Origin of the sequence: Bradyrhizobium sp. LA2.1 (genome assembly GCF_040547725.1) — a bacterium.
Taxonomy (GTDB): Bacteria; Pseudomonadota; Alphaproteobacteria; order Rhizobiales; family Xanthobacteraceae; genus Bradyrhizobium; species Bradyrhizobium barranii.
The window spans coordinates 1-20,103 of record NZ_JBEPQI010000012.1; the positions used below are offsets into that span (position 1 = coordinate 1).

Annotated in this window: 17 protein-coding genes and 3 pseudogenes; 17 read left to right on the plus strand and 3 right to left on the minus strand. The window is 62.0% G+C overall.

Going from position 1 to position 20,103, the window contains the following annotated elements:
* The 3 genes and pseudogenes from ABIB95_RS23280 to ABIB95_RS23290 all read left to right on the plus strand — a co-directional run.
* A pseudogene (locus ABIB95_RS23280) lies at positions 1 to 189 on the plus strand (HdeA/HdeB family chaperone); the annotation flags it as partial.
* A gap of 51 nt (positions 190 to 240) precedes the next feature.
* Entirely contained in the window at positions 241 to 390 is a 150-nt protein-coding gene (locus ABIB95_RS23285) for a DUF992 domain-containing protein (RefSeq protein WP_502916683.1), read from the plus strand.
* 4 nt (positions 391 to 394) lie between these two features.
* Positions 395 to 1,732: a TAXI family TRAP transporter solute-binding subunit gene (locus ABIB95_RS23290; protein ID WP_354242485.1), complete on the plus strand. Its 1,338-nt coding sequence runs from the start codon at positions 395 to 397 to the stop codon at positions 1,730 to 1,732.
* Between the two features lie 665 nt (positions 1,733 to 2,397).
* Here ABIB95_RS23290 and ABIB95_RS23295 read toward each other — a convergent pair.
* Positions 2,398 to 2,895 (minus strand): winged helix-turn-helix transcriptional regulator, encoded by a 498-nt coding sequence (locus ABIB95_RS23295; RefSeq protein ID WP_354121968.1) that lies wholly within the window; start codon positions 2,893 to 2,895, stop codon positions 2,398 to 2,400.
* A 206-nt stretch (positions 2,896 to 3,101) separates the two neighbouring features.
* On the opposite strand from ABIB95_RS23295, the gene ABIB95_RS23300 reads away from it, so the two are divergent.
* The 12 genes and pseudogenes from ABIB95_RS23300 to ABIB95_RS23355 all read left to right on the plus strand — a co-directional run bounded on the left by ABIB95_RS23300 (position 3,102) and on the right by ABIB95_RS23355 (position 14,819).
* Positions 3,102 to 3,740 (plus strand): 2-hydroxychromene-2-carboxylate isomerase, encoded by a 639-nt coding sequence (locus ABIB95_RS23300; RefSeq protein WP_354242488.1) that lies wholly within the window; start codon positions 3,102 to 3,104, stop codon positions 3,738 to 3,740.
* A 61-nt stretch (positions 3,741 to 3,801) separates the two neighbouring features.
* Positions 3,802 to 5,349 carry a class I adenylate-forming enzyme family protein gene (locus tag ABIB95_RS23305; RefSeq protein WP_354121966.1) on the plus strand — a complete coding sequence of 516 codons (1,548 nt, stop codon included), beginning with the start codon at positions 3,802 to 3,804 and terminating at the stop codon, positions 5,347 to 5,349.
* 45 nt (positions 5,350 to 5,394) lie between these two features.
* Positions 5,395 to 6,132 carry an SDR family oxidoreductase gene (locus ABIB95_RS23310; protein ID WP_354121965.1) on the plus strand — a complete coding sequence of 246 codons (738 nt, stop codon included), beginning with the start codon at positions 5,395 to 5,397 and terminating at the stop codon, positions 6,130 to 6,132.
* Positions 6,133 to 6,144: 12 nt separating this feature from the next.
* A pseudogene (locus ABIB95_RS23315) lies at positions 6,145 to 7,327 on the plus strand (acyl-CoA dehydrogenase family protein).
* A 23-nt stretch (positions 7,328 to 7,350) separates the two neighbouring features.
* Positions 7,351 to 8,481 carry an acyl-CoA dehydrogenase family protein gene (locus tag ABIB95_RS23320; RefSeq protein ID WP_354121963.1) on the plus strand — a complete coding sequence of 377 codons (1,131 nt, stop codon included), beginning with the start codon at positions 7,351 to 7,353 and terminating at the stop codon, positions 8,479 to 8,481.
* 15 nt (positions 8,482 to 8,496) lie between these two features.
* Complete coding sequence (locus ABIB95_RS23325; RefSeq protein WP_354242491.1) at positions 8,497 to 9,687, plus strand: acetyl-CoA C-acyltransferase; 1,191 nt, start codon at positions 8,497 to 8,499, stop codon at positions 9,685 to 9,687.
* Between the two features lie 19 nt (positions 9,688 to 9,706).
* A complete protein-coding gene (locus tag ABIB95_RS23330; RefSeq protein ID WP_354121961.1) occupies positions 9,707 to 10,717 on the plus strand; it encodes an NAD(P)H-dependent flavin oxidoreductase in 1,011 nt (336 codons plus the stop codon).
* Positions 10,718 to 10,814: 97 nt separating this feature from the next.
* The gene (locus tag ABIB95_RS23335) at positions 10,815 to 11,975 is read left to right on the plus strand and encodes an iron-containing alcohol dehydrogenase (RefSeq protein ID WP_354121960.1); all 1,161 of its coding nucleotides are present in this window, start codon (positions 10,815 to 10,817) and stop codon (positions 11,973 to 11,975) included.
* A 73-nt stretch (positions 11,976 to 12,048) separates the two neighbouring features.
* The gene (locus ABIB95_RS23340; protein WP_354242495.1) at positions 12,049 to 13,248 is read left to right on the plus strand and encodes an ABC transporter substrate-binding protein; all 1,200 of its coding nucleotides are present in this window, start codon (positions 12,049 to 12,051) and stop codon (positions 13,246 to 13,248) included.
* A 60-nt stretch (positions 13,249 to 13,308) separates the two neighbouring features.
* A complete protein-coding gene (locus ABIB95_RS23345; protein WP_354242755.1) occupies positions 13,309 to 13,959 on the plus strand; it encodes a thioredoxin domain-containing protein in 651 nt (216 codons plus the stop codon).
* Entirely contained in the window at positions 13,848 to 14,111 is a 264-nt protein-coding gene (locus tag ABIB95_RS23350) for a hypothetical protein (protein ID WP_354121958.1), read from the plus strand. The genes ABIB95_RS23345 and ABIB95_RS23350 overlap by 112 nt, the downstream gene beginning before the upstream one ends.
* A 33-nt stretch (positions 14,112 to 14,144) precedes the next feature.
* Positions 14,145 to 14,819, plus strand: coding sequence for an SDR family NAD(P)-dependent oxidoreductase (locus ABIB95_RS23355; protein ID WP_354121957.1), 675 nt, complete (start codon positions 14,145 to 14,147; stop codon positions 14,817 to 14,819).
* A gap of 989 nt (positions 14,820 to 15,808) precedes the next feature.
* Here ABIB95_RS23355 and ABIB95_RS23360 read toward each other — a convergent pair.
* Both ABIB95_RS23360 and ABIB95_RS23365 read right to left on the minus strand, forming a co-directional pair.
* The gene (locus ABIB95_RS23360; RefSeq protein ID WP_354242498.1) at positions 15,809 to 16,978 is read right to left on the minus strand and encodes an MFS transporter; all 1,170 of its coding nucleotides are present in this window, start codon (positions 16,976 to 16,978) and stop codon (positions 15,809 to 15,811) included.
* A gap of 24 nt (positions 16,979 to 17,002) precedes the next feature.
* The gene (locus tag ABIB95_RS23365) at positions 17,003 to 18,394 is read right to left on the minus strand and encodes an FAD-binding oxidoreductase (RefSeq protein ID WP_354242501.1); all 1,392 of its coding nucleotides are present in this window, start codon (positions 18,392 to 18,394) and stop codon (positions 17,003 to 17,005) included.
* A 114-nt stretch (positions 18,395 to 18,508) separates the two neighbouring features.
* Between ABIB95_RS23365 and ABIB95_RS47390 the strand changes: the two are divergent.
* A pseudogene (locus ABIB95_RS47390) lies at positions 18,509 to 19,156 on the plus strand (winged helix-turn-helix domain-containing protein); the annotation flags it as partial.
* Between the two features lie 373 nt (positions 19,157 to 19,529).
* On the plus strand, positions 19,530 to 20,090 hold the full coding sequence (locus ABIB95_RS23375; protein WP_354242737.1) for a tetratricopeptide repeat protein: 561 nt from the start codon (positions 19,530 to 19,532) through the stop codon (positions 20,088 to 20,090).
* Positions 20,091 to 20,103: the final 13 nt, after the last annotated feature.

Below are 20,103 nucleotides of genomic sequence, written 5' to 3' on the forward strand. Positions count from 1 at the left end.
TCCTGGTACAGCGGTTGGTACAACGGTCTGGCCAAGAAGCACTACCTGGATCTCAGGAAGGGAAAGGTCGTGGAGCATGAGGTGATCCAGTACTGTAAGGCAAATCCTGACAAATTCATCATCGAAGCCATCGCTGTCGTATTCAAGGATGAGCGGGCGAAACTGGGAGTTCGGATGAAGGCCGATTGAGAGAAGAGCGCCATTCGTTAGGTCTAGTGTTCGATGATAGGAGACCTGCTGATGTTGCCCATTGCGAAGCGTACAGTTGCCAACGGGCTATTTGGTGGTTCAAACCGCACCATTGCACTGCAGCCGCTCTCGGTGGAGGGGCAGGCGGGCATCAATGTTTCCTTGGGGGTATGCGGCCTGATCCTGGCGTTCGTATCGTGATGTCATGAGCACGCTCGCAATCAATCTGTGGCCGCGATGGCTCAGGATATTGATTGTCGGAGCAGCCACGGCCGCGGCGATCGGCAGCGGATGGTTCGCGTATCGGTACTTCGCAAAGCCTGTTGTGCTCACCGTGGCTGCCGGGTCGGCCGATGGCGAGTCGCTGGCGCTGATCTCGGCGATATCAGCGCGCCTGTCGGCGTCGAACTCTCATGTCCTGTTGAAGGTCAACGATGCCGGAAGTTCAGCGAAGGCCGCCGAATTGTTGGCGGCGGGCAACGCCAATCTTGCAGTCGTTCGCGGCGACACCAGAGGCCTGGCGGACGCGCGGAGCGTTCTGGTCCTGACCCATGGGGTGGTCCTGATCGTGACGCCCGCGGCTGTCAGCGCCGACAGCCTCGGTGACTTGCACGATACGACCATTGGTGTCGTCGGCGGCGCCGTCAACGCTCCGACAGTTGAGGCCCTCAAGCAGGTGTATCAATTCGACCGCGCCAAGGTCACCTTTCAGAATGTTGCCATCAACGACGCTGCGGCGTCGCTCGCATCAGGAAAAGTTCACGCGTTGCTGGCCGTTGCTCCGCTAACGGAGAAATACCTCGCCAAAGTCAGGCAGTTCTTTCACCAGGAACGCGCTAAAGGGTCGGGGCCAAAACTGATCGAAATCGAGTCGGCTGGCGCGGTCGCCAACATCGCGCAGTATTACGAGAGCTATGACATCCCGAAGGGCACCTTGCGGGGCGCTCCGCCGGTTCCCTCCGATGACCTGACGTCGCTGCGCTTGTCGTATTTTCTCGTCGCCAACAAGTCAGTCAATGTCGACGCCATTACCGATCTGGCGCAGTCGCTGGTCGATGCAAAACGGGATCTGCTGTCACAGTTTCCGATATTGTCCCAGGCCGCGGCGCCGAGCACGGATGCGGACGCGTTGATCCCGATCCATCCGGGGGCTGCGACCTATTACAATGGCAACCAGCAGAGCTTCTTCGACAAATACGATGACAAGCTTTACTACGGGTCGCTGCTGCTCGGCTCTCTGATCTCCATCCTCGTGGCAGCCTGGCGTTTCGCCCGCTCAGGCAGCGGACCGGAAAGTATGCTGGAGCCGCTTTACGAGCTTGGCAACGAAATCAGGATGGCGAAGAGCGAGGCCGAACTGGACCAAATTGAACGGAGAATTGACGGCATCCTCAAGACTGAACTCGCCAGAAATGCAGGCGGTGAGGGCGCCGACGGCGCCGAGATGGCCGCGCTAGGTCTTGCCTCTCAACGGCTCCAATATCTGATGAGCCATTGCCGGATCCGGCTCGGCCACACATCGGCTCGCCCGGCGAGCAACTAGCGCGTGCACGAACACTCACCCTGCTGGGCAAGCGCCGCATCCTTGATCTGGATCAGCGCGGGCGGCGACTATACTCCGGCCGCCATGTCGGCTTGCTCGTCGCACGAGCCGTGCCAGGCATACTTCCCCGTCCGTGCAATAGGGATCGCTTCGCCGTTCCGGCCATCAAACGTGGGATCGATTCCTTCCATAGATGACCGTCCGTTCCGAAAAAGCGGCGGTGTCCTCAGCGTTTGATGGACGATCGATAAAGGCATTCCGACAAAGAGAAATTCTGTAGTGATCTCAATCGCCTGGAAAGCGGGCAAAACGTCCGAATGAGTGCTGAAAGCACTCCGGAAATTCGAAGACTTCCAAGCTGAATACCGCAAGTCGCAGGGATCTCAAGCCGCTGACTCGAAGAGTAATTTGAGATGGTTGCAGGTCCGGGATTTGAACCTGTCGGAGACGCAGGCAGGCTTTCCGCCTCTCGAGACTCGACCAACGTACGTGCGTCGCCGGCCACAAGGGCCGTCGTTGTCGCACTGGCAAGCACCTCGGTTGGTGTTGGAACTCCCGACCGATACCTGAACTCCTCGTTCTGGTATTCGTGCGTCTCGCCAAGCAGAAGAGCAGCCGCTACATCGAAATCTATCAGGCCGCTGATGCATTTGTTCGGCCGGCTGTCATTTCGTCTCGTGCGCGACGGCCTTCGCACGCGCAGGTGAGGATTTCCGCGCGCCGGGGCCCGGATGCACGTGGACGGCTTTTGCGCTCAGCGGCTCACCGCATTCGGAGCAGACCATGACGGGGTCGAACATCTTGTGGCAGTTCTTGTGTTCGTGCAGCAACGGCCGTCCGCGCGAGTCGACCATGTGGATGTTGCCCCAGTGCACGATCGACATGATGATCGGATAGAGGTCGAGACCCTTCTGCGTCAGGATGTATTCGTAGCGCTTGGGTGCATCCTGATATGGAATTTTGCGAAGCACCCCGAAGCGAACGAGTTTCTTCAGCCGGTCGGCTAGCAGGTGCCGGGTGACGCCAAGCGACGACTGAAATTCGTCGAATCGGCGAATCCGAAGAAAACCTTCGCGCAGGATGAGCAGGCTCCAGCGGTCGCCGATGACCGCCACGGTGCGGGCCAGCGAGCATGGCTCCTCTTCGAGAGCATCCCATTTCATCAACGTCTCCGACGAATCTGCGGCATCTACGAGAGTAAATTTTAAATCAGAACTCGCTGCATTTCAATAGGATGCGGCATTTTCCGCGAGATTTTCGATGTTGAATGATGATTATCATATTGACAGTTCTAAAATAGAACTTTAGGAGTCGCGCAACGGTCAATCAGGTGGCGAACGACCACCGCCATCGAAGGGAAGGGCGTTCCATGGCAGCTCCGCTCAAGGTCGAGTTTCACTTCGATTTCGGCAGTCCCAACGCCTACCTCGCCGAGCTTGCACTGCCCGCCATCGAGCAGCGAACGGGAGTCAAGTTCGACTACGTGCCGGTGCTGCTCGGCGGCGTCTACAAGGCGACCGGCAACATGTCGCCCGCGGAGTCGCTGCGCGGGATCAAGAACAAGCCGGAATACAATGCGCTCGAGACCGAGCGCTTCCTGCGGCGTCACAACATCACGACGTTCAAGTCGAACCCGTTCTTCCCGGTCAACACGCTGATGCTAATGCGCGGCGTCGTTGCGGCCGATTTCGAGGGCCTGTTCGAGCCCTATTTCCGCGCTGCGTATCACCACATGTGGGTCGAGCCAAAGAAGATGGACGATCCGCAGGTCTTCCGCGAAGCGTTCCTGTCATCCGGGTTGGACATCGACCGCATCACCGCCCGCGCCCAGCAGGACGACGTCAAGAAGAAGCTGATCGAGAATGCAAGCACTGCCGTGGCGCGCGGTACGTTCGGCTCTCCGACGTTCTTCGTCGGCAGCGAGATTTACTTCGGCAAGGACAGTCTGCGCGATGTCGAGGATGAAATCCTCGCGCAATCGACCGCGCAGCAGCGCAAGAGCGCCTGACCGCGCGGGAGGCATCCAGAACGAACCGAGCCCGCAAAGGGCCTTTCAACGGGAGGTGTCATTGTCGAACTGGCAGCAGGCTGCGGCCGAAATAACGAACGCATTGCCGCATCGCATCCATGAGGTGGTGGACCACTATGTTGACGCCACACCTGACCGAACGGCTCTGATCGAAGACAATGCCACTCTGACCTATCGCGAACTCGACCGGGCGGTTGGTGCCACGGCGGACGCGCTCCGCGCGCTCGGTATCCGCGCTGGCGATCGCATGATGATCGTCAGCGAGAACTCGATCGCGCTCGCCTGCCTCCTGTTCGCTGCAAGCCGCCTCGATGCCTGGGCGATCGTCGCCAATCCGCGGCTGTCGCCGCGTGAGCTCGATCAGATCAGGGATCACAGCGGCGCCCGGCGCATGTTATTCACGGCCGAGATTTCCGAAGAGGCGGCCGCGCACGCGATGCGTTACGACGCTCGGGTGCAGGACGTCGGGCCGCTCCGCGACATCGGCGTTTCTGCCCTGAACCGGGAGACGCAGGCCGAGCCGGTCGAGGCCGACGGCGCGCGGCAAGTGGCGGTCCTCATCTACACGTCCGGTACGACCGGAACGCCGAAGGGCGTCATGCTCACGCACCGGAACCTGCTGTTCTCGGCCAGGACCACGGCGACCTTGCGCAACATGACGGCGGACGACGTGCAATATTGCGTATTGCCGATCTCGCATATTGTCGGCATCTCGCTGCTGACGATGACGCTGATGGTCGGCGGCGTGACCCGGCTGGTTACCAAATACAATCCCGCTGCACTGGCCAAGGCGCTGGCCGAGGAAGGCATCACGCTTCTGAACGGCGTGCCCGCCACCTACCAGCGGCTGCTGGAATACATGCAGATGGCGGGCTTACAGAGGCTGGAGCGCGGTGCGCTGCGTCTGATGAGCGTCGCCGGCGCCCCGCTCGACCTCGAACTCAAGGCGAGGGTCGAGAACGAGCTCGGTCTTCCGCTCGGCAACGCCTTTGGCATCACCGAATGCTCGCCCGGCATTTCCGGTGTGCGGCCCGCGGCGCCGCGCAGCGACAATTCTGTCGGCACCCTCGTGCCGGGTATCGAAGCCAGGATCGTGGCGCGGGACGGCGCTATCGTGACGAACGGCGAGATCGGCGAGCTGCATGTCCGCGGACCGAACGTCATGCGCGGCTATTACCGCGCGCCCGACCTCACGGCGAAAGCGATCGACCCGGACGGGTGGTTCAACACGGGCGACCTCGCGCGCTTCGAGGGCGATGCGATGTTCATCGTTGGCCGCACCAAGGAGATGATCATCCGTTCTGGCTTCAACGTCTATCCGGCAGAGATCGAGGCGGTGCTCAGCACCCATCCCGACGTGGTGCAATGCGCCGTGGTCGGGCGGCCGGTCGTGGGCAATGAAGAGATCGTGGCCTTCGTCCAGCTTCTCAAAGGCTCGTCGGCCACTGCGCAGGACGTGATGGCGCATGTCGCGCCGGAGCTCACCTCCTACAAGCGGCCGTCAGAGATCATCCTCATGGACGCGCTGCCGGCCACTTCGACTGGCAAGCTCCTGAAGCACAAACTGGCGGAATCGCTGCGCAACTGAAGCGGGCGAGATCGCCTCAATAACTCACAAGGCTGGAGAAGTCCCTTGCAGAAGAGAAACAGGACGGTTGCGGTGATCGGCGCCGGCGACTTCATCGGCGGCGAGATTGCCAAGAAGTTCGCCTCGGAAGGCTTCACGGTCTTTGCTGGTCGGCGCAACGGCGACAAGCTCGCGCCCCTGGTTGCGGACATCGAGGCCGCCGGCGGCGAGATCCACGCCCGCTCGCTCGATGCGCGCAAGGAGGAGGAGATCATCTCCTTCCTCAATGACGCCGACAAGCAAGCGCCGCTCGAGGTCTGCATCTTCAACATCGGCGCCAACGTCAACTTCCCGATCCTCGAGACCACCGAGCGGGTGTTTCGCAAGGTCTGGGAAATGGCCTGCTACTCCGGCTTCCTTGCCGGGCGCGAGGCAGCGCGGCTGATGCTGCCGCGCGGAGGCGGCAACATCTTCTTCACCGGCGCGACTGCGTCCTTGCGCGGCGGTTCCGGCTATGCCGCCTTCGCCAGCGCCAAGTTCGGCCTGCGGGCCGTCGCGCAGGCGATGGCGCGCGAACTCGGACCGAAGAACATCCATGTCGCGCACCTCATCATCGATTCCGGCGTCGATACCGAATGGGTGCGGCAGCGCCGGCTCGAAGCGCTCGGCCCCGATGCGCTCGACAATCCGGACCTGTTGATGCCGCCCGCGTCGGTGGCCGCGTCCTATTGGCAGCTCTACCAGCAGCCCAAGAGCGCCTGGACGTTCGAGCTCGAGATCCGTCCCTTCGGCGAGAAGTGGTAGGGAGCGCATCCGATGGAGCTCGCGCTATCCCCTGAAGACGCGGCGTTTCGCGACGAAGTCCGCGCCTTCATCAAGGACAATTATCCGGCCGCGATGCGCGTCCCCAATCCGGAGACCGACCTTTCCAAGGAGCAGATGCTGCTATGGCATCGCATCCTGCACAAGAAGGGTTGGATCGCGCCACTCTGGCCCAAGGAGCACGGCGGGCCTGGTTGGTCGATCACCCGCCGTTTCCTGTTCGAGCAGGAGACCAGCCGTGCCGGCACGATGCCGCCCCTGGCGTTCAGCGTCACCATGGTCGGCCCGGTGATCTACACCTTCGGCAATGAGGGGCAGAAAAAGAAGTTCCTGCCGGCGCATCCTGTCGGGCGAAGACTGGTGGTGCCAGGGCTATTCCGGGCCGGGCTCGGGCTCGGATCTCGCCACCGTCCGCACCAAGGCGGTGCGCGACGGCGACCACTACATCGTGAACGGCCACAAGACCTGGACCACGCTGGCCCAGCACGCCGACTGGATCTTCTGCCTGGTCCGCACCGATCCGACGGCCAAGCCGCAATCCGGCATTTCGTTCCTCCTGATCGACATGAAGTCGCCGGGCGTCACCGTGCGTCCGATCATCACCATCGACGGCTCGCACGAGGTCAACGACGTCTTCCTGGAGAACGTCCGCGTTCCCGTCGAAAACCTGATCGGCGGGGAAAACAAGGGCTGGACCTACGCAAAATTCCTGCTCGGCAATGAGCGCACCAGCATGGCCGGGATCGGCCGCTCGACGCGCTACATCGAGCGGTTGAAGGAGATCGTGAAGGCCGAGATTCCGGAGGACGATCCGGCGCATCTGGAATTCATCAGGGACATCGCCCGCGTCGAGCTCGACGTGCTGGCGCTGGAAGCGACCGAGCTACGCGTCGTGGCCCAGATGGCGCGCGGCATCGATCCCGGGCCGGCGGCTTCGCTGTTCAAGATCCGCGGCACCGAGATCTTCCAGAACATCACCGAATTGACTCATCGCGCGATCGGCAATTACGGCCTGGCGATCCGCGAGCATCCGGTCAGCGCCAACCATTTCATGCCGGGTCCGGACTACGGCCACACCGCGGCGGAGAAATATCTCAACGCGCGCAAGCTCTCCATCTACGGCGGATCGAACGAGATCCAGCGCAACATCATCGCCAAAGCAGTGCTCGGTCTCTAGCAATAGCGCCACAAGAGGATCGGATGGATATCCAGTTCACGGAAGAGCAGGAATTGTTGCGGTCCAGCGTCCAGCGCCTGTTGCGCGACAAGTATGATTTCGATGCGCGCCGCAAGATCGTCGCGAGCGAGGACGACATTGGCCGCAAGCAATGGGCGGAATTCGCCGAGCTCGGCCTGCTCGCCGCGCCGTTCTCGGAAGATGTCGGCGGGCTCGGGGGCGGACCGTTGTCGACCATGATCATCATGCAGGAGTTCGGCCGCCATCTCGTCGTCGAGCCTTTTGTCGAGACGGTCGTAGTGGCCGGTGGCTTGATCGAGCAGGCGGGTTCCGACAGGCAGAAGCAGGCCTACATCGCCGACATTATTGCGGGAGCGAAGCTCTGGGCACTGGCCTGGACCGAGAAGGGCTCGCGCTTCGATCTCGCCACCGTGACCACGACGGCGCGCCGGGACGGCAACGACTATGTTCTCACCGGCGAGAAGACCGCGGTGCTGGCCGCACCCTGGGCGGATTATCTCATCGTCTCCGCCCGGACCTCGGGCCATCGTCATGATCGCGGCGGCGTCAGCCTGTTCGTGGTCGATCGCCGCGCCGCGAACCTCGATCTGCAGAGTTTTAGGACCATCGATGGCCGCCAGGCAGCCGAGGTTAGCCTTCGGGGCGTGCGCGGGGAGTTGTTGGGCAAGGAGGGCGAGGGCGTTGCCGCGCTGGAGGCCTGCCGCGACCGCGCGATCGGCGCGCTCTGTGCCGAGGCGGTCGGTGCGATCGGTGAGCTGAACGCGGCGACGCTGGAGTATTCCAAGACGCGAAAGCAGTTCGGCGTCACGATCGGCAGCTTCCAGGTCCTGCAACACCGGATGGTCGACATGTTCATCGCGCATCAGGAGGCGCTGTCCCTGATGCAGCATCTCAGCCTCAGCCTTGGCGAGGATGAGGCCGGCGTCTCGCGGCTCGCCTCGGGCGCCAAGTCCAAGATCGGCTATGCCGCAAAATTCGTGGCCGATCAGGCCGTGCAGTTGCACGGCGGCATGGGCATGACCGACGAGCTCAATGTCGGTCATTACTTCAAGCGGATCTCTTCCATCAATATCCAGTTCGGCGATCCCGCCTACCACGTGTTGCGTTACGCGCAGCTCGACGCGGCCGCCTGAGACAGAGAGGCAAGCATGTCGTCACCCGAAGCAGTCATCGTCTCCACCGCACGCACCGGCGTCGGCAAGGCCTATCGCGGCGCGCTCAACAACACTGACGGACCGACGCTCGCCGGCCATGTCATGGCCGAGGCGGTGAAGCGCGCCGGCATCGCGCCCGGCGAGGTCGAAGACGTGGTGATGGGCTGCGCGATGCAGCAGGGGACCATGGTGATGAACGTTGCGCGCAAGGGCGCGATCCGCGCCGGGCTTCCGGTGACCGTTGCCGGCACGACGATCGACCGGCAGTGTGCGTCCGGCCTGCAGGCAATCGCGGTGGCCGCCCGCTCGGTAATGCTCGACGGCGTCGAGATCGCGATCGGTGGCGGCATCGAGTCGATCAGCCTGGTGCAGAACGACCACATGAACCGCTTCCACGCCGTCGACGATGAGTTGATGGCGATGAAGCCGGAGATGTATATGTCGATGCTGGAGACTGCCGAAGTGGTCGCCGAGCGTTACAAGATCGGGCGCGACAAGCAGGACGAGTACAGCCTGGAGTGCCAGCGCCGGGTCGGCGCCGCGCTGCAGGGCGGCCGCTTCAACGACGAGATCGTACCGATCACGACCAGGATGGCCGTGGTCGACAAGGACACCAAGCAGGTCAGCTATCAGCAGGTGACACTGAGCCGGGATGAAGGTCCGCGGCCGGAGACCACGGCGGACGGCCTCGCCAAAGTCAAGCCGGTGTTCGAAGGCAAAACCATCAGCGCCGGCAACGCCAGCCAGCTTTCGGATGGCGCTTCGGCCTGCGTGATCATGAGCGACAAGATCGCGGCACAGAAGGGTTTGAAGCCGCTGGGCATCTTCCGCGACTTCGTCGCCGCTGGCGTCGAGCCCGACGAGATGGGCGTCGGCCCGGTCGCGGCGATCCCGAGGCTCCTCAAGCGCCACAATCTCAAGATCGACGACATCGATCTCTGGGAGCTCAACGAAGCCTATGCGGTGCAGGTGATCTATTGCCGCGACAAGCTCGGCATCGATCCCAACAAGCTCAACGTCAACGGTGGCTCGATCGCGATCGGCCATCCCTATGGCATGACGGGTTCGCGGCTGACCGGCCACCTCCTGATCGAGGGCCGGCGGCGCAAGGCGAAATACGGCGTGGTGACCATGTGCATCGGCGGCGGCATGGGTGCCGCGGGCCTGTTTGAAATCGTCCACTGATCGGAAACGGAGTTTTGGCGTGAAAACAGCAATCACTGAACTGTTCGGCATCCAGCATCCGATCATCCAGGGCGGCATGCATTATGTTGGCTTCGCCGAGATGGCGGCGGCGGTGTCCAATGCCGGCGGCCTCGGCATCATCACCGGCCTGACGCAGAAAACGCCGGAGCTCCTCGCCAAGGAGATCGCGCGCTGCCGCGACATGACGGACAAGCCGTTCGGCGTGAACCTGACCTTCCTGCCGACGCTGTCGGCGCCGCCCTATCCGGAATACATCGCAGCCATTCGCGAGGGCGGGATCAAGGCAGTCGAGACCGCGGGTCGCAGCCCGGAGGCGTACATGCCGGCGCTCAAGGCGGCCGGCATCAAGGTGATCCACAAATGCACCTCGGTACGGCATTCGCTCAAAGCCGAGAAGATCGGTTGCGACGCCGTCAGCGTGGACGGTTTCGAGTGCGGCGGCCATCCCGGTGAGGACGACATCCCGAACATGATCCTGCTGCCGCGGGCGGCGGATGAGCTGAAGATCCCCTTCGTGGCTTCCGGCGGCATGGCGGATGGACGAAGCCTCGTCGGGGCGCTCGCGATGGGCGCCTCTGGCATGAACATGGGTACCCGCTTCGTCGCCACCAAGGAAGCCCCGGTCCATGACAATGTGAAGCGGGCGCTGGTCAAGGCGACCGAGCTCGACACCGTGCTTGTCATGCGTGCGCTACGCAACACCGAGCGGGTGCTGAAGAACAAGGGCGTCAACGAGCTGCTCGAGATCGAGCGTGAGAAGGGCGCAAGCCTGAAGATCGACGACATCCTCGACCAGGTGGCTGGCGTCTATCCCAAGGTGATGGTCGATGGCCAGATGGATGCGGGTGCGTGGAGCTGCGGCATGGTGGTCGGGCTGATCCATGACATTCCGACGGTCAAGGAGCTGATCGATCGCATCATGGCGGAGGCCGAAGCGATCATCCGCCAGCGGTTGACCGGCTTTCTCGACGGCGAGATCGAGACGCAGCGGGCGCGCGCGGTCGCCTGACGAGCGGCGAAGAGCACGCCAAGACCGGGGATAGCTGGCGGCGTCGGGATGCTGACGCCGCGGCGGTGCGGAGAGAAGTAAACCAGGGAGGAAGAGCATGCCCGTCGTTGGTAGCCATCAATATCCCACCATGGAATCCGTGATCTACGGCAAGCCGGCGGCCGAGGCGCTGCGGGAGGAGGCCGAACGGCTGGGCGCCAAGCGCGTCTATCTGATCGCGAGCCGCACGCTCAACACCACGACCGACGAAATCGAGAATATCCGGACGGCGCTCGGTGAACGCCATGCCGCGACCTTTGACGGCGTGCCGCAGCATACGACCCGGGACGTGGTGACGCAGATTGCCCGGCAGGCCAAGGATGCCCAGGCCGACCTGGTCGTCGCTATCGGCGGCGGCTCCGTGGTCGATGCGGCAAAGATCGTGCTGATGTGCATGGAGCACGAGATTTTTGGGCCGATGGGGCTCGATGGGTTCGAGACCACGCCGGACCGCCGCTTCGGGCCATTCCGAACCCCGAATGTGCGGATGATCGCGATCCCGAGCACGCTCTCCGGCGGCGAATACAATTCGGGTGCGCTGGTCACCGACACTAGCCGCAAGCTGAAGCAGATATTCAATCATCCGATGATGATGCCGCGAAGCATCATCCTCGATCCCGCGATTACCAAATACACGCCGGAGAAGCTCTGGCTGGGTTCCGGCACACGCGCGATGGACCATGGCATTGAGGCGATCTGCTCCAGCCGTCCCAATGTGCTCGTCGATGCCGTATGCCAGCAGGGATTGCGCTATCTGTACGACGGGCTTCGGCGCACCAAGGACAATCCAAACGACGAGGCGGCGCGGCTGAGCTGTCAGTTGGGGTCCTGGATGTCAGCCTTCGGCTTGCAGTCGCGCGTTCCGATGGGCGCCAGCCATGCCATCGGCCATGTCCTCGGCGGGACCTGCGATGTTCCGCATTATTTCTGTACGGCGGTGATGATGCCGAGCGTGCTGCGGTACAATCTGCCGGCCACGCAAACGGCGCAGAGATCGGTCGCCGCCGCACTCGGCGCGCCCGGTCGCGATGCGGGCGAAGCCTTTGCAGCCTTCATCGCGGAGCTCGATCTGCCGCGGCGGCTCGCCGACGTCGGCGTAGCCGAGGACCGTTTCGAGCTCATTGGCAAGAACGCAATGTTGTCGATCTTCACGCGGGCCAATCCGCAGCCGATCCGTGAGCCCGGCGACATCGTCAAGATACTCAAGCTGGCGGCCTGACGCGGCCGCTGAATGTCTGTCACGCCTTGCGGCAAGCACCACGTGCGTAAATCAATAGTGGAGGGAATCTGCGATGTCCTGGAGCACGCGACTCGCCTGCGCACTTGTGATTGCGATTTCTACTCCTTGCTGGGCAGGCGATGCGTCGGGTGTCACACCGACGAAGATCAAGATCGGCGGCATATTTCCCCTGAGCGGACCGGCGTCCTCGATCGGTCAGGTCGGACAGGGCGTGCAGGCCTACGTGCAATCGATCAACGATCGCGGCGGCATCAACGGCCGCAAGATCGACTACGTCATGATGGACGATGCCTACAGCCCGCCCAAGGCCTTCGAGCACGCGCGAAGGCTGGTGGAGAGCGACGAGGTCGCCTTCATGTTCAGCCAGCTCGGCACGGCGGGCAACTCGGCGGTGGCCAAATATCTCGCTACGAAGAAGGTGCCGACGATTGCGATCGTCACCGGCGCGAGCAAATTCACCAACGTCAAGGACTATCCGCTGACGACCACAGGCCTCGTCAGCTATGACACCGAAGGCAAGATCTACGCAAGATACCTGACGCGTGCATTGCCCGCGGCGAAATACGCAATCCTCTACCAGAACGATGATCTCGGTCGCGACTACGTCAACGCCTTCAAGGCGGTGCTGGGCGCGGATTTCGACAAGCGTGTGGTCACCGCCAGCTACGAGGTCACGGAGCCGACGGTCGACTCGCAGGTCGTCGCACTCAAGAGTTCCGGCGCGCAGGCACTGTTCGTGGCCGGGACGCCGAAATTCGCGGCACAGGCGATCCGTCGCGCAGCCGAGACCGGGTGGAAGGCGACGATCCTGATCAACTTCCCTTCGTCTTCGGTCGCGGGCACGCTGAGACCGGCGGGCCTGGAAAACTCCATCGGAGTCATCGTCGGGACCCCGAACAAGGATCCGAATGACCAGAAATGGACTGACGATGAGGCGGTCAAGGCCTATCGCACCTTCTTCGAGCGATATCTGGTTGGCTCCGACATCACCAACACCAGCTATCTGACCGGGTACCAGGAAGGCATGGTGCTCGAGCAGATCCTCAGGCAATGCGGCGACGATCTTTCGCGCGAGAACATCATCAAGCAGGCAAAGTCGCTGAAGGACTTTGTTTTGCCGACCGCCTTGCCCGGCGTCAGGATCAATACCAGTGAGAGCAACAACATGATCTGGACGCAGCTTCAGCTTCAGCGCTGGACCGGTTCCCGCTGGGAGCCGTTCGGCGACATTCTCGACGCAAGCTCGGAGTAGAGCATCCGGCTGCTCCGACGCTTAGGCCGTGAGGACGAAGTTCATCAGGAGAAATCCACGATGGCCGACTTGCGCATATTCTCCTATCTGCCGAACCCGCGTGTCTGGAAGGCAACCATTGCCGCACGGTTCTGCGGTGTGGATGTCGAGGTCAGAGGGGCGCCCGCCAGGGAGCTCAAAGGCTGGCTGTGGGATTATGACGCACGTCCTCTGGTCGAGGAGGAACGCCAGTCGCTGTCATCTCTCGCACGAACGGGGCGGGTCGGGCTGACCGGCGCGCAGCTCTTCAAGACCGATGCTTTTTTGGCGGCGCAGCCGTTCGGCAACGTGCCGGCCGCCTTCGGGCCTGCCGGCAAGGTCGGAATCTTCGAATCCAACAGCATCATGCGTGCTGTGGCGCGCCTTGGCGAAGCGACGTACCAGCTCTACGGAAGGGACGCCTATGAAGCGTCCAGGATAGACGGCTTTCTCGATGTCAGCCTGGTCTTTGCGAGGGACAGATCTATCTCCTTGCGCTGTCGGCCGGCACGGTCGATGCGACCATTCACGCGCGCGCGAAGGAGGCGTTTGCGATCTATGCGTCGGGGATCGAACAGGCCTTGTCGCCGCGGCGGGATACGCTGGTGGGGAACGGGATCACGTTGGCCGACATCTGCTTTGCCGCCGAACTTGCGCTGTTCGCGAACGAGCATGCGTGGGTTGAACAGTTGAACAGACTGAGCCTCGACAAGATCCTGCACGCCGGTGTTCGGAGTGAGTACCCTCTGGCGTTCGCTCATTTTGACCGGCTCGTCGCGCATGAGCACTTCCGTCCTGATCTCGGGCCATATGTCGAGAAGTTGCTGTCCAGGGCTGCGGCGTGAAGGCCGCCGGCTGCACGAAGGAGGTCTGCCCGCATGACCGCGCCAGTTTGCCTAATCTCAGGTGTCGGCCCCGGTACGGGCTCGGCCCTTGCCAGGAAGTTTGCAGAGGGCGGCTATAGCGTAGCGCTGCTCGCGCGGAACGAGGAGCGTCTTGCGACGCTCGAAGCGCAATTGCCTGGCGCGAAGGGATTTCGCTGTGATGTATCGGATCCCGCGCAGGTGGATGCGGTGGCATCCGCTGTGGAGCGTGATCTCGGGCATCCCGCCGTCGTCATCCACAACGCCGTCGGCGGTGCCTTCGGCACCTTCCGGGAGATTGACCCGGCGATCCTCAATCGCAATTTTCAGGTCAACACGATGGGGCTTTTGTTCCTGGCCCGGCGATTTACCCCAGCGATGGTCGCAGCCGGTGCGGGGTCTATCATTGCGACCGGCAACACCTCGGCGCTACGCGGCAAGGCCGGCTTCGCCGGCTTTGCGCCGACCAAGGCGGCGCAGCGGATTTTGGCGGAGTCCATGGCCCGGGATCTGGGGCCGCAGGGAGTCCACGTTGGCTATGTCGTGATCGATGCCGTGATCGACCTCGAATGGACGCGAAAGCGGTGGCCGGAGCGGCCGGACGGCTTCTTCATCAAGCCGCAAGCGATCGCCAGCGAGATCTGGCACCTCGTACACCAGGATCCAGGATCGCAGCGCATGGTCGTTTAACGTTGAAATTCGGCCCTTCGGCGAGAGCTGGTAGCGGGCGTGCAAAGCGGCAAGAGCCGATCTAGCGCGATCGAGCTGTCGCGGCTCCTTCTGACACAATCTGCGGCCCGTCCACCCCTCCGGTCTGCCATCATGATCCAGCTGTTCCGACAAGACGAAATTCCACTGCGGGTTCAATGAAGGTTTATTGACGCATGTGTCGGAACGACCGTTGATTTTCAAACTAAATCACACCTCTCTTTCATCAGCGGGTCCTAACTGCGCTTTGCCTTTGTTTCTGCACCCTTCACACCAACGAGATACTGCGCACAGACCCACTGGTACAGGTCGCCTACGTGCGCGTCGTAGATTTGAATATCGGGGCGAGCAAATCGGACATCTGCGCGATCAGAGTGGTCACCATTTCAAGCGCGCCAGCAGAACTCGAGCCTGCGAGCGCGGATCGGTGTAGAAACCGCTATGGAAGACGTTGAGTCTAGCGGTCGTCCGGCGGCTGATCGCTAAAGGGAACAACACCACGGTCGGGGTTCGAGTCCTTCCCCCTTTGCTGAAGGCGGTTGACGCCTCGCGGCCAATCGACCGCGTCACGGTAGCGTTGGTCAACGTGATTGAATGATCGCGATGCAACGTTTTCGTTGAAAGCGCGATCGACCTGCGGGCCGTTGCAAGTTTGCCTATCGCTTTTCCGATGCACATTCGGATTTGCTCTCCGCAGCAAATCGGTCGCTTTACGAGTAAGGCGGAGAAATCAGAGTTTTCATCCTGTCGTCAGCAGCAGTGTGTTTGGGCCGCTCCACCCCTGCGACCCGTCGAACCCCGCGAGTTGGCGTAGGTCCCCGCCCAGGCAGCCTCCTACTCGGCCGGCGCAAAGCGCGACAGCAACGCCTAGACGAAATGGCGGTCAGCCTCGGCCCAGTATCGGCTTGCTCACCTCGACAATGATGGAACGTCGGCTGAGGCGTTAACTCACAGGCTTCCGTCCCGCGCGTTCAAGTCGGTGAAACGGCCGGCCGATACCGGCCGATACGGCGGAAGAGCCACAGGACGGCAGGGCAAGCCAGGAGCACGACGGCGCCGAAGTCGAGCGCGGCGCTCGCGGAGCCGACCGACGTGGAGAGCTTTCCTCCGACCGCCGGTCCAGCCAGCATGCCGGCGTAGAAGACCGTGTAGAATACTCCCATTCCGATCGGCCGCGTCTTCTGCTCGAGCACACGCGCAGGCAGGCTCATGATCGCACCGGCGGGCAAGCCGCAGAGGATTCCAAGGGCAACGACGATGGGAAGCACCGTGCCGCTTCGCGACAGGAGAAGTGTCAGGAGGGCGAAGGCGATGCAGCCTGTGACGAGGATGGCCTCGCCGCGCTTGGTCCGATCTGCGAGGAAGCCGCCGAAGGGAACCGAAAGCGCGGCGAGCCAGAGCACGATACTGACGGTTGATCCGGCTGCTGCACTGGACCAGCCTTGTTCAACGAGCATCGATGGGCCGAAACTGAAAATCATCGCAAACCCGATATTGTAAAGACACCAGATCAAGCCGGCGGCAATCACGGCGCAGATCGTGTCGGCGGTCAGGTTACTGCGCTCGCCTTCGACCGCAACGGACGCATCTGGCGCGCGATAGACTAACGCGATGAGGCAGAGGCCGATCAGGATCAACCCTGCGACGGCAAGGTTGACGGCATGGAGCCCGAGCATGGCTCCGATTGCCGGCAGCAGCATGAGAGAGAGTGCGATGCCAGCCGGCCAAGAGTTGATGAAAATGGCCATCGCAGTGGCGATTTCCCGACCGGCAAACCAGTCCGCGAGCATCTTGGTCATCAGAACGTTCAGGAGAACACCGCCGATGCCGGCAGTCAGCCGGCCAGCGATCTGCACGCTCCACGACGTTGACGCGGTCATCAGCAGTTCGCCTGCCAGCATCATCAGGAGTCCGGCAAGGACCGTCACCTTGTCGCCGTAGCGGCGGCCGATCTCGCCGCCGGGCAGCGCAAGTACCGCGCCCGGCGCAAAATAGAGCCCGATAAGAACACCGATATCGGCCAGAATCGCATCGAGACTCTGGCCGAGCTGTGGCGCGACGGCCGCGACGCTCTGAAACTGAAAGGCGATGGCGGCACGAGCGACGAACAGGGCAGCAAGAATGGTCCAGCGGCTTCGCATTTGGATTTTCCCCGACGCCGTGAACTATACCGTTGGCTTGATATTCTGGTTCAGGCGGAAGAAATTAGTCGGATCGTATTTGTTCTTGAGCGCGACAAGGCGTGCGTAATTTTCACCATAGGCGTCACGCACCCGGTCCTCGCCCTCATCACCCAGGTTGTTGGCATAGACGCCCCCGGTCGAATAGGGCCTAACGGCGCTCCACAGCTCGCGCGCCCAACGCACGTTCGCGTCGTCATCGGCCGGATCGTCCCAGATCGCGATCGGAAAGCAGTCGAACGCCGCATCGCGGTTTGCGTAGGGTGAGTCCGATACCGGAACCCGTGCAATTGTGCCGCCGACGTGCTGGAAAACCAGCAAAGACGAGGTGTTGGGGGGTATCGCATAGGCGTCGAGCAGCGCGTCGATCGCACCAGCACTGATCTCGCGCAGGAACTGCGCCTTCCAGTAATAGCGACGTCCTCGCGGAAACAGGGCATCGCCGCTCGACTGAATCTCAACATAAGGGACAGTTGCGAGGCGCGTCTCAACGGGCGAGCCGAATTTGGCGATCGGTGAAAGGGCGCGCTCACCGTCATGATGCGAACCAACATAGCAACCGGAGATGCTGAAGAACCGATCGCCCGACGGCAGCCTTACGAGGGCTGCATCGACGTTTATCTCGTCGGCAGCGCTTCGGGCGAATTCATCATAGAACCGCATGGCCTCGTGCGCCTGATCGTAAGGATGAAGCGCTGACGCGACGAGCAGTGACCTGCCGATCGCATGCAGCTGGTATTCGAACGCAGTCACGATGCCAAAATTGCCGCCGCCGCCTCTTAAGCCCCAGAACAGGTCGGGGTGTTCGGTCGCACTAGCCCGTAGGATCTTTCCCTCGGCTGTCACCACGTCGGCGGCAATCAGGTTGTCGCAGGTCAGTCCGTATTTGCGTCCGAGCTTGCCGAAGCCGCCGCCGAGCGTGAGTCTCGCGATGCCGGTATCGCTGTTGACGCCCATGGTGGTCGCCAGGCCGTGCTCTTGTGTCGCCCTGTCGAATTCGCCCAGATCGAGGCCTGCCTCCGCGCGCGCGGTCCGACGGACCGGATCGACGTCGATGCGTTTCATCCGCGACAGGTCGATGACCATGCCGCCGTCACAGACCGACAGGCCAGCGACATTATGGCCTCCGCTGCGAACGGCCACCGGGAACGCGCGGGATCTCGCGAACGTCACGGCCTCAACCACATCCTGGGCATCCGCGCAGTAGGCGATCATGGCCGGCTTTTTATCGATAGCGCCATTCCAGACCTTGCGCGCCTCGTCGTAGCCGGCGTTCCCCTCGATGACCACATTGCCCTTGAGCCGTAGCTGTGGGGTGGACCGAGGTTCGGAGTGCGATTTGCCCATCAAGTCGTCATGTGTCTGCCGCCGCTCCATCCGATTTGCTCCGCGCCACCAATGCCCATGCCATCATCTCACGGAGCGCCAAATCGTTTCCTGAATCCGATCGGAAAAAGTTGCAAATTTCGCTAAAAATGGTGTCTCTAGGCAATGGCGACGATCTACGCGTTTGGTCCATTTCGTCTTGAGGCAGACGCTGACACGCTGTTTCGCGGGGCCGAGCCGGTTGCTCTCGGAGGGCGAGCGGTCGCGCTACTTCGGCTGCTTCTGGAAAAGGCGGGTAAGCCGGTTGCCAAGGACGCATTGATGGAGGCGGCCTGGCCGGGGCTGGCGATCGAGGAAAGCAATCTGACCGTGCAGATAGCGGCTCTGCGCCGGGCGTTTGCAGCCGTCGAAGGGGGCAGTACCTGGATCGAGACGCTGCCGCGTCGCGGTTACCGCTATGTCGGCCCGCCGGCCACCAACTTGTCCGATGCTAGCCGGCAAACATGGCTCCTGTCCGCGACCTCCGACAAACCATCGATCGCCGTGCTGCCATTCTTGAATTTGAGCGGCGATCCCGCGCAGGACTACTTTTCCGACGGGATCACAGAAGACATCATTACGGAATTATCGCGTTTCCGGTCCCTCCTCGTCGTGGCCCGCCATTCCAGCTTCGCTTACCGGGCCAGGTCGTCCGACATCAGAGAGGTCGGCCGCCAACTCGGCGTGCGATATGTAGCGGAAGGGAGCGCGCGCAGGATTGGGAAGCGGGTGCGGGTGACCGTCAAGCTTCTGGATGCTGCGAGCGGCTTCACCCTTTGGACCGAGCGCTACGACCGCGAGATCGAAGACATATTCGCCATCCAGGACGAAATCGTAGGCAAGATCGTTTCGGCGCTGCCCGGCCGGCTTGAGGACGCGGGCCGCGAGATCGCGAGAGGCAAGCAGACCTCGAACATCACGGCCTACGATCTCGTCCTATTGGGGAACGAGAAATGGCGTCAATTGACCGTCAGGAGCATGGAGGAGGCGCGAGGCTACTTCCAGAAGGCCATAGGGCTCGATCCAGCCTATGCTCGCGCTCACGCCAATATTGCCTGGACGGTAGTCTGCGCCGCGTTTCTGGAATCACCCGCCGCGCCCTCGCTGGATGAGGCTCGTAGCGAGATCGAGATCGCGCTCGATCTGGATGAGCACGACGCCTGGTCGCACAGCGTCTTCGCACAGCTTCTTTTCCTGCAAAACCGTGATCAAGAGGCCGAGACTCATTTCAAACGCGCTCTGGCGCTCAATCCGAACGACGCTGATCGCCGCCGCTTTTGCAAATATTCTAATCTACTGGGGGCACTGGCAGGAAGCGCTTACATGGATCAAATCGGCCAAACGGCTAAACCCATTTCCACCCAATATCTACCATTGGTACCACGCGCTGGCTCTTTATTCGGCTCGCGAATACGAACAGGCGATCAAAGTTCTCAGGGAAGCGCGATCGAGCGACCGCTGGTCGCGCGCGCTCCTTGCGGCGTGCTACGCGCAAACAAATCGACCGAGAGAAGCAAGTTTCGAAGCGGACGCATTCGTTCGAGAGAGATATCTGGAATTGACTGAGAATGGTGAAGCTCTGCCCCTAAACACGCTCGAACTCGCTCGGATGCGCGCCGATAGGTATAGAGATCCCATCGACCGGGATCATTTTCTCAACGGACTTCGCAAAGCCGGCCTAAGTGATGGACTCTTCAACCTTGTATAGCGCCAACGTTGTT